Genomic DNA, 13,398 nt, shown 5'->3' with positions numbered 1-13,398 from the left:
GAATTAACGACCTCCTTTTAGTACGGCATCGATATAGAGCGTTGGATTCGTCAACGGTTCGACGGCTTGTTGAATCAGTGGACGCATCGCCTCAGCACCTACTCCATAGAGAACGCTGAGCGCAACTAAGACAATCGTAGGAACTAGCAGCTTGGGAACAAGCGCTTGTTTATCACCCGAGTAGGTCTTCGGTGTTCCCCAAAAGGCACGCATGAACAATTGAACGACGGAATACAAGACGAGCAGACTTGATAGTAAGACGATGATCGGTCCAATCAACTCACCAGCTTCAATACCACCACGAACAATCAGGAATTTCCCAATGAACCCGCTGAGCGGTGGAATCCCGGCAAGTGATAACGCCGCGATGAAGAACGTCCAACCTAGTACAGGATAGGTTTTGATCATCCCTCCCATATCTTTCAGTTTACTCGAGCCGGCAATTCCGACCATAATCCCTACGAGAAGGAATAAAGCGGCTTTGATCAACATATCATGAAGAAGGTAGAAAATCGCACCTTCTAGTGCTTGCGGTGTCATGAGGGAAACCCCGTACAAGATGACCCCGACTGCGACGATGATGTTGTAGATGATGATTTGCTTCGCATCCCGTGTCGCAAGCGCACCGATCACCCCGATGATGATCGTACTGAGAGCAAGGATACTTAAGATTTGATGAATCGTTCCAATCTCATTTGAGAAGAACAAACTATACGTCCGTAAAATCCCGTAGACCCCGACCTTCGTCAGCAAGGCACCGAACAGAGCAAGAACAGGCGTCGGCGGTACTTGATAAGAACCAGGTAACCAGAAGTAGAGCGGGAAGATCGCACCTTTTAATCCGAAGACGATCAGGAATAACAAGGCGATGACGTTTAGGATTGCCGGCTGTCCGACCTCTGAAATCTTTTGACTGATATCCGCCATGCTGAGTGATCCGATGATTCCGTACAAGAAGGCCACCGTCATGACGAATAATGCGGACGAGATGACGTTGATCAAAAGATACTTCAGCGATTCTCGTAATTGTGCCGGTTTCCCGCCGAGAACGATCAAGACATAAGACGAAATCAGGAAGACTTCGAAGAAGACGAACATGTTAAAGATATCACCTGTCGTAAAGGCACCATTGACACCAACGAGCAGGAATTGAACGGCGATGAAATAGTAGTACCGTTGATAGGAAACGCTCAAGTAGACAATGGCATACCAGATGATACAAAGAACAAGAATGCTCGTCGTCGTGACGAGTAAAGCGGATAGCATGTCTGAGACGAGCGTAATACCAAAAGGTGCTGGCCAGCTACCGAGTGTGACTGTTAAGATGCCGTTCGACCGGACAGTCAGCACGAGATAGATGGAGGCACAGACAGTCAAAATCGTCGAAAAGAGGGAAACGATTCGTTGTCCTTTGAGGTGTCTCGGGAAAAACATCAAGAGGACACCCGTCAACAAAGGGATGATGATTGGTAGTAGCGGTAAGTTAATCATTCGAATCGGTTCCTTTCATCTCTTCGATATTATCGGTTCCGAGTTCTTGATAGGCACGATAAGCGAGTACCAAGAAAAAGGCAGTGACACCAAAGCTGATGACGATGGCGGTCAAGACGAGTGCTTGCGGTAGTGGATCCGTATAGGAAGTCACGCCGTCCTTTAAGACCGGAGCCGCGCCTCGTTTTAATCCACCCATCGTCATGACGAGTAGATGGGCAGCGTGGCTGAGCAACCCTGTTCCGATGATAATGCGAAGAATACTTTTCGAAAGAATGAGATAAATGGCACACATCGTCAGGATGCCTGCGGCGATCGCCATGATGATTTCCATATTAATCACTCTCCCCAATCGTTTGAATAATCGTCATCGTCACACCGACTACAACAAGATAAACACCAAGATCAAACAACATCGCCGTATGAAGTGATGTCTTACCGAATAACGGTAGGTTGAAATAGTCATGTGCATGTGTGAAGAACGGGACGTTAAAGACAAGCGCTCCTGAAGCCGTCATTACGGCAATCAACATGCCAAGAGCCGTGATCCATTTGTAGTCGAATGGCAAAATCCGGCGTAACGTCTTGATGTCGTAAGCAAGTAAGATCAAGACAAGAGCAGACGCCGTCACAAGACCACCAATGAAACCGCCACCTGGCGTATAGTGTCCAGCAAAGAACAAGTAGACAGCAAACAGGAAGATGATGAACGTGATAAAGGAAGTCGCGGACTCTAAGATGACGTCATTCGTATGTTTTTTTGTCTGCTTTTTCATTTATCCATCCCTCCTGTTCGTCTGAATTTAATCATCGTGTAAATTCCGATTCCGGCAAGTGCGAGAACGGCAATCTCAAACAACGTATCGAAGCCACGGAAGTCGACGAGAATGACGTTGACCATATTACCGCCAGCGGCAAGATCAGCGACATTATCGATGTAATATTTGGCGATTGAAGTAAACGATCGTTGGCTGAGAGAAGCAAGTGCGACGAGTGTCACCGTCAGTCCGACGAGTGCCGAAATCAAGGCGTTGCCGAGCTTGAACGGAATGCGCTCTTCTTTCCGGCTGATTTCCGGTAAACGATAGAAAACGAGCAGGAACAGAGCGACCGATACTGTCTCGATGACGAGTTGCGTCAAGGCAAGGTCTGGCGCTCGGAACAAGACGAAGAACAGAGCGACCGTATAACCTGTCACACCGAGCAAGATGACCGATGTCAGTCGTGAACGCGCAAAGGTGATCGAGAGGGCACTCGAAACGAGAACGAGTGCAAGGATGATCTCATACGCGTCAATCGAGCTGATTGGATCAACCGCGAAGCGGAAGGCATTAAACCCGTATAATGCCGTCAAGATCAAGATGACGATGAATCCGAAGATGTAGACGAGATACGACCGCATGTATCCGGTCATGACCGTATCATGGATCTTTGTCGATGTCTGTTCACCACGACGTAACAAGGCGTCATATTGATGATTCAAGGAGACGGCACGTGGCATCCGGTTGTAAAGCGATTGCCAACGTGGGAGTGTTTTATACAAGATTACGCCAGCACTGATGATCACGAGTGTCAGGAATAATTCAGTATTGAATCCATGCCACATTGAAATATGCACATCAATCTTGCCACCCGCATCAACGACTTGCGGTAAGATCGCTTCGACTGCCGGTCGAATCAACGTATCCGATAATATATTCGGGAAGAGTCCGATGATGACGACGAGCGAGACGAGGACGAGAGGTGGAATCAACATGCCAATCGGTGCCTCGTGTGGTGTTTTCGGTAACTTGTCGTCTTGACGCTTACCGAAGAACGTTCTGCGGACGATCAAGATGCTATAGACGAATGTAAAGATACTTCCGACGACGGCGAGTACAGGAATAATCCAACCGTAAGACGGTAAGTGGAACAAGTCAGATCCTGAAACTTCAAGTACACCTGTCAAGAACATCTCTTTACTTAAGAAACCATTGAATGGTGGAATCCCCGCCATCGAAAGGGTCCCGATCATCGCAATCGTCATCGAAATCGGCATGAGTTGCGCAAGACCACCGAGCTTCCGAATGTCGCGAGTACCAGTCTCGTGATCGACGATTCCCGCCATCATGAAGAGACTGCCTTTAAACGTCGCGTGGTTGATCAGGTGGAAGATCGCAGCGACTGTCGCAATCGTATATAATCCGTCATCTAACGCGTCGACGTGCAAGGCGGCTGCTCCGAGTCCGAGCAAGGACATGATCAATCCAAGCTGAGAAATCGTCGAGTAAGCAAGGATTCCTTTCAAATCATGTTGTTTCACCGCATTGAGTGAACCCCAGAATAAGGTGAATATTCCGACAGATGAGACGAGATAGAACCAGAGCGACTCATCCGCAAAAATCGGACTGAAACGAGCGACAAGATACAACCCTGCCTTGACCATCGTTGCCGAGTGCAAGTAGGCGCTGACAGGGGTCGGTGCTTCCATCGCATCCGGTAACCAGATGTGGAACGGAAATTGAGCCGATTTCGTGAAGGCAGCTAGCAAGAATAAAACGAGGGCGACCGAAAAGAAGGGTTCACCTTGAATCGATTCAAGCGACGCATAGGTCTCACGAATACTTAACGATCCACTGAGTGTTGAGAGAATCGCGATTCCCCCAAGCATCGCTAGTCCACCGAAGACGGTGATCAGCATCGATTTTTGAGCGCCGTAACGAGAACGTTCCCGCTCGTACCAATAGGCGATCAATAAGAACGACGAAATCGACGTTAATTCCCAGAACAGATAGAGGACGATCATGTTATCTGACAGCACGACGCCAAGCATGGCGGTCATGAACATCAACAGATAAACATAAAATGTTCCGAGTGATTCTTTTTTCGCATCTAAATAAAAAATCGAATAAAGAACGACGAGTGAGCCGATTCCTGTGATCAATAGTGCGAACAATAAGCCGAGTCCGTCGAGATACGTGACGAAATCGATACCGAGCGATGGTATCCACGGCATGCGTGCCGTAAAGGTCTCACCTGACATCGTACCAGCGAGAAAGCGGCTGAAATACGAAACGAGCAGTACAGGTACGACAAGTACAAACCAACCGGTATGAATGTTCGGAAGGCGTTTCGCTAGAAGCGGAATGAAAAGACTGATCAATATGGGCAGTAAAATAGCCCCGTGCATCACGGACACGAAATTCCCTCCTTTGTGACATCGACGACCAAAAATGAAAAAGGGACGCGAACGCAAGCTGTTGAAGCTCGGAACTGTCCAGTAGAAGACACGATTCATTTTGTTCGTCGAAGATGTTTCTGAATCAAGTATAGCGTACTTTTTTCCTTCTTGCATGACGTGAAGCGTTGAAGCATAAGGGATAGAGCCATTTTCTCTCTTGATTATTAAATATGTAGGAACACGGCAGAAATAGGCTGAAATTTTTTTTGATTTTTTTCAAATAACACGTTGATCCATGAGAAGAATGATTCAAATTCAAGTAACTCGGGTACATCTACCTAGAGCACAACTAATGACCTTAGAGGGGGAACTTTCATGCGAGCAACATTCAAGACAGGTGTCATTTTAGGTGGTTTAGCGGCGATTGCGACAATCGCCTATCAACAATACCAACAACGAAAAACGACTTCAGACGATATTGACCATCGTCCAAGTGTCGACGCGAAACGCGATCCGGCTGAAGTCGGACTGACACAACTTGATTCTATTCATCGGGCAGATTGGCAAGCGAATGGATTCCCACAAACGCACGCAGAACTCGAACGCCTCGAGCGAGAAGAAAATTAAAAAAACACGTCTCTCGAATGAGAGGCGTGTTTTATAGTCATTAAGCACTTGTTGTGACTAGGGCACGTGTCCGTTCACTGTGTGCAGTATAAGAAGAAAGATGTTCGAATTGATAAAGCGTTAAGGTCGCTGTGCGACGTTGACCGGTACTCGATTCTAGCATTAAATAAGCTTCATTGAAGTCTGTTCCACCACCATCATAGCGGATGTGTGCCGTAATCGTTCGTCCATCTGTTGTCTGCATATAAATATCGTATCCTCCGAAATCAACGCGCTTAAAGCTAGTTGCCTCGCTTACGATGTGTTTGAATGTTTCAATTAAAGAATATGTCATCGTTCGTTCCTCCTTTTATTTCTTCAAAGCAAAATAAGTTATAATCGACTCCGAATATTACTATTCCCATTAAATTCAAGAAATAAACATCATAAATGAATCTTTTTTAGTTCTTGTTATGAAACGCGTTTCATACTTTATGATGAATACAGACGGTGCGTGACCGATTCTGGGCGTTAACCGATACAGAAACTATAATCAAAAAGACAAGGGGATGGTCGTGACCATCCCCTTGTCTTTTTGATTATAGTTCTACGTTGTGGTAGACCTGTTGCACATCCTCAAGATCTTCCAGTGCATCGATCATTTTTTCGAATTGGGCGACGTCGTCTTCAGACAACGCGACTTCGTTTTGGGCGAGCATGACGAGTTCGGCAAGTGAGAACTCAGTAATGCCTGCAGCTTTCAACGCTTCTTGTACAGCATGGAATTGTTCCGGCTCAGCGTAGATGATGACAGATTCGTCTTCTTCGAGGATATCGCGCACATCAATATCCGCTTCCATCATCAATTCGAGAACGTCATCTGCAGTTTTACCTTCAAAGGCAAAGATTGCCGTCGCATCGAACATATAAGCGACGGATCCGCTCACGCCCATGTTTCCGCCATTTTTTCCGAACGCAGCACGAACGTCAGAAGCCGTCCGGTTAACGTTGTTCGTCAACGTTTCGACGATGACCATTGAACCGCTTGGACCGAACCCTTCATAACGCAAGACATCGTAGTTTTCTTCCGCTCCACCTTTTGCTTTTTCAATCGCCCGATCGACGATGGCACGTGGCACGTTGTATGTCTTCGCTCGTTCGAGAACGACCTTTAATGCTTGGTTTGATTCTGGATCGGGTTCACCTTGTTTAGCCGCTACATAAATCTCACGACCGAACTTTGCGTAAATCCGACTCGTATTTTTGTCTTTTGATGCTTTTTTTTCCTTGATGTTATTCCATTTACGACCCATTTCGTATCCACTCTCTTTCCGTAATGTCAGAAATCCGTGATTTCCTATGCGTTATCAGTATACCTTAAACTACCTGACAGACTGAACTAAAATGTCGGTGGAACAGTTGAATTTCTACTAAATACGTTTAAGCGATGCGGAAGAAAGGAACTTTACCGATAGAGAAATATCAATTTAAGGGAGAGTGGCAGAATTTGAATCAGGCTGGAGTAGTTCATCGCGCATTATCACCGTTCGTTTATGCCTATGATCAAGAAACCGTCCATGTCCGACTTATGACGGCTAAAGGAGATATTGAAAAAGTTGAATTGATATATGGTGATCCGTATGAATGGGAAGCGGAAAAAGAAGAAGACCGAGATTGGAATTTTGATCCGGAGAAAGAAAAATCATGGAAAGTGAAACGGACGCCGATGCAACACAATGGAAGTGATGCGACGTATGACTATTGGTTCATTGCAATCCGTCCAGAACGGAAGCGGGTACGGTATGGGTTTGAGGTTCATGGCGATAAGATAGCCGTTTTAACCGAGCGCGGCTGGTATGACGAAGCACCACTCGATCATCCAGGCTATTATTTTTCTGTGCCATATGTTCATGCGACGGATGTCTTTGATACACCGGATTGGGTGAAGGATACGGTCTGGTATCAAATTTTCCCGGAACGATTTGCGAATGGCGACACGACGAATGATCCAGCGGGAACGAAGGAGTGGGGAAGTGAAGCACCGGCTTTTCAGAATTTCTTCGGTGGAGATTTTCAAGGGGTCATTGATCACGTCGATCATTTACAACGTCTCGGCGTCACGGGTGTCTACTTCTGCCCAGTCTTTGAAGCACCATCCAATCATAAATACGATACGCTTGATTACTTGAAGCTTGATCCTGCGTTCGGTGACGAGAAAACGTTCCGCAAGATGATCGATGTGCTACATGAGAACGGTATCCGCGTATTACTCGATGCCGTCTTTAATCATATTAGTGAAGAGCACCCAGCATTTCAAGATGTCTTAGAAAAGGGACAAGACTCAAAATACGCCAACTGGTTTACGATTGATTCCTTCCCGGTCGATCCATCGATTCCAAACTATGAAGTGTTTGCATTTGAACGAAACATGCCGAAGTTGAATACTGCCCATCCGGACGTCAAAGACTATTTGCTTCACGTCGGACGTTACTGGGTCGAGGAATTCGGAATTGACGGCTGGCGTCTGGATGTCGCTAGTGAAGTCGATCATGCGTTTTGGCGTGAGTTTCGAAAGGAAGTCCGGGCTGCGAACGGAACATGTTATATCGTCGGCGAATGCTGGACGGATTCGCAACCATGGCTCCTCGGCGATCAATTTGATGCCGTCATGAATTACGGTTTGACAGAGAGCTTTTTGACTTGTTTTGCGACGGGCGAGACGAGCGTTCGTGATTTCTCACATGCAGTCAGCCGGAATTTAAACTGGCATTCTCAAAATGTCAACGAGGTCATGTTCAATTTGATTGACTCGCATGATACGCCGCGTGCTCTAACGCGTGCGAAAGGGAATATCGATCGAATGAAGTTACTCTTCACTACACTGTTGACATTTCCGGGTTCACCCGTCATCTACTATGGCGATGAGATTGGAATGACTGGGGGGCAAGACCCGGCAAACCGTGCGTGTATGGAATGGGATGAGACGAAGCAGAACCGTGAGTTGTTCGATCACGTTGCACAGTTGATCGCTCTTCGAAAACAGCATCCGGTTTTAGCAAATGCCGGAACGTATCATTTCCAAAGGATCGATGATACAAAACAGACATTTGTCGTCGAGCGACGTCAGGGTGAACAGATTTACTTGCTCGTGGTCAACGTAAGTGAAGAGGCACAATCTCTTTCGCTTGAGGGAACGTATGAAAGTCTGTTAAATGCAACGACGTTGTCGGGAACTATTCAAGTAGAAGCTGTGTCGGCTCTTCTTTTGCGACACGTATAAGAAAAAGCAAGTCGTGGATATCGAATCCGCGACTTGCTTTTTTAGTGCGTGTGCATTATGAATCAAACGGATGGATCAGTAAACCGCTCCGAAGCTTCGGTTCGAACCAAGTCGACTTCGGCGGCATCACTTCTCCCGCATCAGCCACAGCCATTAAATCTTCGATCGAAGTCGGATGCAAGTGGAAGGCGACAGCGGCATGTCCAGAGTCCACGATCTGCTCAAGACCGGCATACCCCTTATGACCACCGACGAACTGAATCCGTGCGTCCGTCCGTGGATCTTCGATACCGAGTAACGGTGTCAACAACTCTTCTTGTAAAATCGAGACGTCGAGATTCGCTTTCGTCCCGATTCGTTCAGAATCGTACGAAAGGATATACCATTGCCGGTTGAGATACATCTCGATTTGGTGAGGCTTCGTTTGTTCGGCACGTCCTTTTGTGATCGTAAAGCGATGGGCTAATCGCTCGAGGAAGTCAACGACCGATTGACCGTATAAATCTTCGACGACACGGTGGTAGCCAAGGATTCGTAATTGATCCTGCGGGAAGGAGACGCCAAGAAAACGTTGGGCTTCCTCCTGGTCCGTCCGACTGGCAGCGATGGCTGCTGCTGCAGCACGATGGTGACCATCAGCGATATAGAGAGCATCGTGACGGGCGAACTGGCTCCCGATCGTCAATAGATGATTGCGATCGGTGATTTTATAAATTCGATGCGTCACTCCATCGACGGTGAAATCATATAGGGGATCGCCAGCAGTAATCGTCGTGACGATTGCTTCGAGTTGTGCATCGGTTTGATGCGCAAGTAAAATCGGACCCGTATGTGCTTGTAACTGTTCGACGTGTCGGACACGGTCGCGCTCTTTATCAGGACGTGTGAACTCATGTTTACGAATTTGATTCGTCTCATAATCACTGACGGCAACACATCCGACGAAACCGGATTGCGTATGTGTTCCATCTGACAATTGATAAATGTAATACGTCTCGTCTGCATCGAGCTGTAAGATGCCGTTTGTTTGACTCTCTTCGAAGGCAAGCGCTGCTTGCTGATAAACGCGTGGGTCATCTTCAGCGATTAATGACGGAAGAGTAGCTTCTGCTTTATCGATCCGTAAAAAAGACAGCGGATGACGTCGGATCTCGGAACGTGCTTCTTCGCGCGAATAAACATCATACGGTAAGGCGGCAAATTCTGCCGCATATTTTGAGTCCGGTCGTAACGCCGCAAAAGGTTCGAAAGTTGGCATGGGGTTCACTCCTTTAGAGTAGGCGTGTTTTCAAGACGCCAGGAATCTGATTCAGTCGGTCGAGCGAAATCATCTCGTCCGCATGGTTATCGATATCGATGATCGTATAGGCAATCGCATCTTTACTACCATTGATCATATTCGCGATATTGATCGACTCTTGCGCTAACACGGAGGCGATTTGACCGACCATGTTCGGAATGTTGTGGTGAGCAATCGTAATTCGTCGTTTTCCAGTGAACGGTAACTCGACGGCTGGGAAATTGACCGCATTGCGGATGTTTCCTGTCTCAAGGAACAGACGCAGTTGATCGACCGCCATAATGGCACAGTTTTCCTCCGCTTCACTTGTTGATGCCCCGATATGTGGTAAGGCAATGACCCGGGGGAGGGACAAGATGAAGGCGTTCGGGAAATCCGTCACATAATTCGCCAGGCGACCGGACCTGAGCACTTCGGCTAGCGCTTGTTCATCGACGAGTTCACCACGCGAGAAGTTGAGTAGGGTCGCGCCGTGTTTCATTTTTGAAAAGAGTGACGCATCGAGTAAACCCGTCGTTGCATCAACGAGCGGGAGATGCAACGTGATGTAGTCGCTTGTCGCGAGGAGATCCTCGAGCTGTGTTGCCCGCTGAATCTGATTCGAGACGCGCCAAGCGGACTCAACGGACATATGTGGATCATAGCCTGTGACGGTCATGCCGAGCTCGTGAAGGGTGTTGGCTAAGTTTGCCCCGATCGCCCCAAGTCCAACGATCCCGATTCGTTTCCCGAGTAACTCCGTTCCGACGAATTGTTTTTTGTTCGCTTCGATCCGCTCCGGAATATCCGGTCCGCGCAAGTTGTTCGTCCAAAGCAGACTCGGGACGAGTTTTCGCGCCGTCAGGAACAAACTACCGATGACAAGTTCCTTGACGGCATTCGCATTGGCACCTGGTGTCGAAAAGACGGGAATCCCGCGGTTCGCGAGTTGATCGAGTGGAATCGTATTGACACCGACGCCAGCTCGGGCGACGGCTTTGAGACTATCTGGAAAGCGCATGTCATGTAAATCCTTGCTGCGGACGAGAAAGGCGTCTGGTTGCTCCGTTTCCCGCTGGACGTGATAGTCGTCTGTAAATCGTTTTAATCCTTTGTCTGATAGATCATTCCATAGTTGGATGTGATACATTTAACGTTCCCCCTGTTCAAAACGGTGCATGATGTGAATCAGTGCCGTAACTCCTTCGGTCGGCATCGCATTGTAAAGACTCGCGCGCATTCCACCAATCGAGCGGTGACCGGCAAGGTTGATTAAATCGTGACGCGCAGCAAAGTTCAAGAAAGCAGCGTCTTTCGATTCGCTTCCGGTCGAGAATGGAATGTTCATCCGGCTTCGATCCTTGACAGCTACATGGTTATGAAATAGATCGGATTGATCAATTGCTTCATATAACATGCGCGCTTGTGAGACGTTTCGTGCCGCGATCGTCTCGAGTCCCGTCTCTTCAATCCAATCGAGCACTAATTTCGTCATATAAAGACTAAACGTCGGTGGCGTGTTATAAAGAGACCGCTGTTTTGCATGGATGTCATACCGTAAGTAGGCACCAATCGTGTCAGGAACACGATCAAGCAACTCGTTCTTCACGATGACGACCGTTAAACCAGCGACACCAAGGTTTTTTTGAGCACCAGCATACAACACATCGAATGACTCGATTGGCAATGGTTCAGACAAAATCGAAGACGAGACATCAGCGACGAGTGGCACATCGACATGTGGCGGTGTCTGATACGTCGTCCCTTCGAGGGTATTGTTCCAAGTGATGTGCAAATAGTCGGCCGTTGACGTGAACGGACCTTCTGGGATGAAGCGATACCCGTGATCAGCGGAAGAGGCGAGCACGTTGACCGTGGCGTACCGTTTGGCATCTGCAATCGCCTTCGTCGACCAGCCGCCGGTATCGATGAAATCAATCCGTCCGGTCTTCGTCGCCAGATTTTGCGGTAACATCGCGAACTGAAGTGTAGCTCCTCCTTGAAGAAACAATACGGAGTACGAATCGGGAATCGACATCAGTCTCCGTAAGGATTGTTCAGCTGCCTCCCGAATCGATTCGAAGATTGGCGAACGATGACTCATTTCAAGAACGGATTGTCCTGAATTTTCATAATCGAGTAGCTCGGATTGAGCCTTCAATAGGACCGGGGCAGGAAGGACTGCTGGACCGGCAGAGAAGTTATAAACCGTCATGAGGAACACTCCTTCTTGAATTTTCAGAAAATATGTACCCCTCAAGTGTAACGGAATGAAAAATGAGAAGCAATTCCAACTGACGATGAATGGAACATGAAAACAAAAACATCCCTTGAATCCGTTACGACGGATCAAGAGATGTCAGTTGACCAAAGTGCCATTTCCAACCATCTGACGTAGCACGATAGATGGATACGATCCGGAAACGACCAACATATTGAGTTGTCCCGTATTCAAATCGGTCTTCTGTCAAACTATACTGGATTGCCGTATCTTCGAAATGATCAATGTATGAAAAATCATCGGTCCGGGATAACCAGCGGATGTTTGCAGGATCCACGTAATGATCGAGGTAGGTCTCGGCATCAAATGACCGCCCTAACGCATCGATGAACGTAAATTCGGGAGATAATAGATGCGAGACTTGTGATAAATCTCCTTTTAGCATAGCCGCTTGAAGGTGTTGCATCGTTTGTTCGAGTGTCATGTTACATCTCCTTTCTTCCTGAATCGCTAGTGTAGCATATATAAACACAAAAAAGACCCTGCGTGAGCAGGGTCTAAAGGAAATTAAAGTTTTACAACGTTAGTTGCTTGTGGTCCGCGTTGACCTTCTTCAACTTCGAAAGAAACCTCTTGACCTTCGTCAAGTGATTTGAAACCTTCAGATTGGATTGCTGAGAAGTGTACGAATACGTCGTCTCCGCTTTCGCGCTCGATGAAGCCGAATCCTTTTTCTGCGTTAAACCATTTTACTTTACCTTGTTCCATGTGTATTGCCTCCTGCGTGTGACTGGCACACTGATTATTACTACCGTGATCAATTTCATCGAATATAAAGTGAAACACTTCGTATCTCCACCGAACAACAATAATTACTTAATAATATAGCATGCCTGTATCGAAAAAGAAAGGACAAAACAAAAAAAGAACAAACGAAGCTGTTCTTCTCTGAATAAAGCATACAATTAAAGGGTTCATTCTGCTCATGTCGAAAGAGTATAACTGATTCTTTCAACGAGTCGGAATATGTTCTCTTTTACTACTGAGTTGTCGTAATGTATGCAAAATGAATCCTTGAAAGTTCGGATAACGTGTCGGTTGTTCCCAAACAGTTCGGAATAGTTGCGTCATCGCGGAATGAATGAGTGCATCTTCCACTTGTGTGCGACGGAACAGAAGAAAGAGTGTTTTTTCGTAACGATCGTATAATCGTTCTAACGCGACAGGGTCGCGTTGTTTGATTTGATTGAGCAAATCAGTGTCTGAATACATAAGTCACTCCTTCTTCGACAGTTTTCTCTATAGTATGCTGTCACTGTAATGTAATGAAACTATTATGTAGATTCCCGCTACATGAATTA

General features: G+C 47.0%; 14 protein-coding genes. 2 read left to right on the top strand and 12 right to left on the bottom strand.

Annotated elements, in window-relative coordinates; all coding sequences use genetic code 11:
• Window positions 1-3: 3 nt before the first annotated feature.
• The 4 genes from ASF99_RS08210 to ASF99_RS08195 are packed head-to-tail and all read right to left on the bottom strand — an operon-like array spanning window position 4 to window position 4,669.
• Window positions 4-1,491: a Na+/H+ antiporter subunit D gene (locus ASF99_RS08210; RefSeq protein WP_023468541.1), complete on the bottom strand. Its 1,488-nt coding sequence runs from the start codon at window positions 1,489-1,491 to the stop codon at window positions 4-6.
• A complete protein-coding gene (locus tag ASF99_RS08205) occupies window positions 1,484-1,825 on the bottom strand; it encodes a Na(+)/H(+) antiporter subunit C (protein WP_023468540.1) in 342 nt (113 codons plus the stop codon). Before ASF99_RS08205 ends, ASF99_RS08210 begins: the two co-directional genes overlap by 8 nt.
• A 1-nt stretch (window position 1,826) precedes the next feature.
• Window positions 1,827-2,267 (bottom strand): Na(+)/H(+) antiporter subunit B, encoded by a 441-nt coding sequence (locus ASF99_RS08200; RefSeq protein ID WP_055968441.1) that lies wholly within the window; start codon window positions 2,265-2,267, stop codon window positions 1,827-1,829.
• Window positions 2,264-4,669 carry a Na+/H+ antiporter subunit A gene (locus tag ASF99_RS08195; RefSeq protein ID WP_055968439.1) on the bottom strand — a complete coding sequence of 802 codons (2,406 nt, stop codon included), beginning with the start codon at window positions 4,667-4,669 and terminating at the stop codon, window positions 2,264-2,266. Before ASF99_RS08195 ends, ASF99_RS08200 begins: the two co-directional genes overlap by 4 nt.
• Window positions 4,670-5,026: 357 nt before the next feature.
• On the opposite strand from ASF99_RS08195, the gene ASF99_RS08190 reads away from it, so the two are divergent.
• On the top strand, window positions 5,027-5,278 hold the full coding sequence (locus ASF99_RS08190) for a hypothetical protein (RefSeq protein ID WP_023468537.1): 252 nt from the start codon (window positions 5,027-5,029) through the stop codon (window positions 5,276-5,278).
• Between the two features lie 40 nt (window positions 5,279-5,318).
• Here the strand turns inward: ASF99_RS08190 and ASF99_RS08185 are convergent, their stop codons facing one another.
• A complete protein-coding gene (locus ASF99_RS08185) occupies window positions 5,319-5,612 on the bottom strand; it encodes a hypothetical protein (RefSeq protein WP_023468536.1) in 294 nt (97 codons plus the stop codon).
• Between the two features lie 244 nt (window positions 5,613-5,856).
• Window positions 5,857-6,570: a YebC/PmpR family DNA-binding transcriptional regulator gene (locus ASF99_RS08180; protein ID WP_023468535.1), complete on the bottom strand. Its 714-nt coding sequence runs from the start codon at window positions 6,568-6,570 to the stop codon at window positions 5,857-5,859.
• 194 nt (window positions 6,571-6,764) lie between these two features.
• Between ASF99_RS08180 and ASF99_RS08175 the strand changes: the two genes are divergently transcribed.
• Complete coding sequence (locus ASF99_RS08175; protein WP_023468534.1) at window positions 6,765-8,537, top strand: glycoside hydrolase family 13 protein; 1,773 nt, start codon at window positions 6,765-6,767, stop codon at window positions 8,535-8,537.
• 55 nt (window positions 8,538-8,592) lie between these two features.
• Here ASF99_RS08175 and ASF99_RS08170 read toward each other — a convergent pair whose 3' ends face one another.
• From ASF99_RS08170 to ASF99_RS08145, 6 genes are all read right to left on the bottom strand, one after another.
• Entirely contained in the window at window positions 8,593-9,795 is a 1,203-nt protein-coding gene (locus ASF99_RS08170) for a DUF1015 domain-containing protein (RefSeq protein ID WP_055968436.1), read from the bottom strand.
• Window positions 9,796-9,808: 13 nt separating this feature from the next.
• Window positions 9,809-10,966, bottom strand: coding sequence for a phosphoglycerate dehydrogenase (locus tag ASF99_RS08165; RefSeq protein WP_035397012.1), 1,158 nt, complete (start codon window positions 10,964-10,966; stop codon window positions 9,809-9,811).
• Window positions 10,967-12,031 (bottom strand): 3-phosphoserine/phosphohydroxythreonine transaminase, encoded by a 1,065-nt coding sequence (gene serC, locus ASF99_RS08160; protein ID WP_055968434.1) that lies wholly within the window; start codon window positions 12,029-12,031, stop codon window positions 10,967-10,969. It abuts the gene before it with no gap.
• A 124-nt stretch (window positions 12,032-12,155) separates the two neighbouring features.
• Entirely contained in the window at window positions 12,156-12,521 is a 366-nt protein-coding gene (locus ASF99_RS08155; RefSeq protein ID WP_055968432.1) for a nuclear transport factor 2 family protein, read from the bottom strand.
• Window positions 12,522-12,604: 83 nt separating this feature from the next.
• Complete coding sequence (locus tag ASF99_RS08150; RefSeq protein WP_023468529.1) at window positions 12,605-12,805, bottom strand: cold-shock protein; 201 nt, start codon at window positions 12,803-12,805, stop codon at window positions 12,605-12,607.
• A 243-nt stretch (window positions 12,806-13,048) separates the two neighbouring features.
• A complete protein-coding gene (locus ASF99_RS08145) occupies window positions 13,049-13,309 on the bottom strand; it encodes a hypothetical protein (RefSeq protein ID WP_055968430.1) in 261 nt (86 codons plus the stop codon).
• Window positions 13,310-13,398: the final 89 nt, after the last annotated feature.

The organism is Exiguobacterium sp. Leaf187 (genome assembly GCF_001423925.1).
Classification (GTDB): domain Bacteria; phylum Bacillota; class Bacilli; order Exiguobacteriales; family Exiguobacteriaceae; genus Exiguobacterium_A; species Exiguobacterium_A indicum.
Note: the sequence above shows the minus strand (reverse complement) of the source record. Positions and strands in the feature narration are given on the sequence as shown.

What these genes read in the sequence shown, in the direction of transcription:
- ASF99_RS08185 (WP_023468536.1), bottom strand. Translation starts at nt 5,612, where the DNA reads ATGACATATTCTTTAATTGAAACATTCAAACACATCGTAAGCGAGGCA.
- ASF99_RS08145 (WP_055968430.1), bottom strand. Translation starts at nt 13,309, where the DNA reads ATGTATTCAGACACTGATTTGCTCAATCAAATCAAACAACGCGACCCT.
- serC (WP_055968434.1), bottom strand. Translation starts at nt 12,031, where the DNA reads ATGACGGTTTATAACTTCTCTGCCGGTCCAGCAGTCCTTCCTGCCCCG.
- ASF99_RS08155 (WP_055968432.1), bottom strand. Translation starts at nt 12,521, where the DNA reads ATGACACTCGAACAAACGATGCAACACCTTCAAGCGGCTATGCTAAAA.
- ASF99_RS08210 (WP_023468541.1), bottom strand. Translation starts at nt 1,491, where the DNA reads ATGATTAACTTACCGCTACTACCAATCATCATCCCTTTGTTGACGGGT.
- ASF99_RS08205 (WP_023468540.1), bottom strand. Translation starts at nt 1,825, where the DNA reads ATGGAAATCATCATGGCGATCGCCGCAGGCATCCTGACGATGTGTGCC.
- ASF99_RS08150 (WP_023468529.1), bottom strand. Translation starts at nt 12,805, where the DNA reads ATGGAACAAGGTAAAGTAAAATGGTTTAACGCAGAAAAAGGATTCGGC.
- ASF99_RS08165 (WP_035397012.1), bottom strand. Translation starts at nt 10,966, where the DNA reads ATGTATCACATCCAACTATGGAATGATCTATCAGACAAAGGATTAAAA.
- ASF99_RS08190 (WP_023468537.1), top strand. Translation starts at nt 5,027, where the DNA reads ATGCGAGCAACATTCAAGACAGGTGTCATTTTAGGTGGTTTAGCGGCG.
- ASF99_RS08200 (WP_055968441.1), bottom strand. Translation starts at nt 2,267, where the DNA reads ATGAAAAAGCAGACAAAAAAACATACGAATGACGTCATCTTAGAGTCC.
- ASF99_RS08180 (WP_023468535.1), bottom strand. Translation starts at nt 6,570, where the DNA reads ATGGGTCGTAAATGGAATAACATCAAGGAAAAAAAAGCATCAAAAGAC.
- ASF99_RS08170 (WP_055968436.1), bottom strand. Translation starts at nt 9,795, where the DNA reads ATGCCAACTTTCGAACCTTTTGCGGCGTTACGACCGGACTCAAAATAT.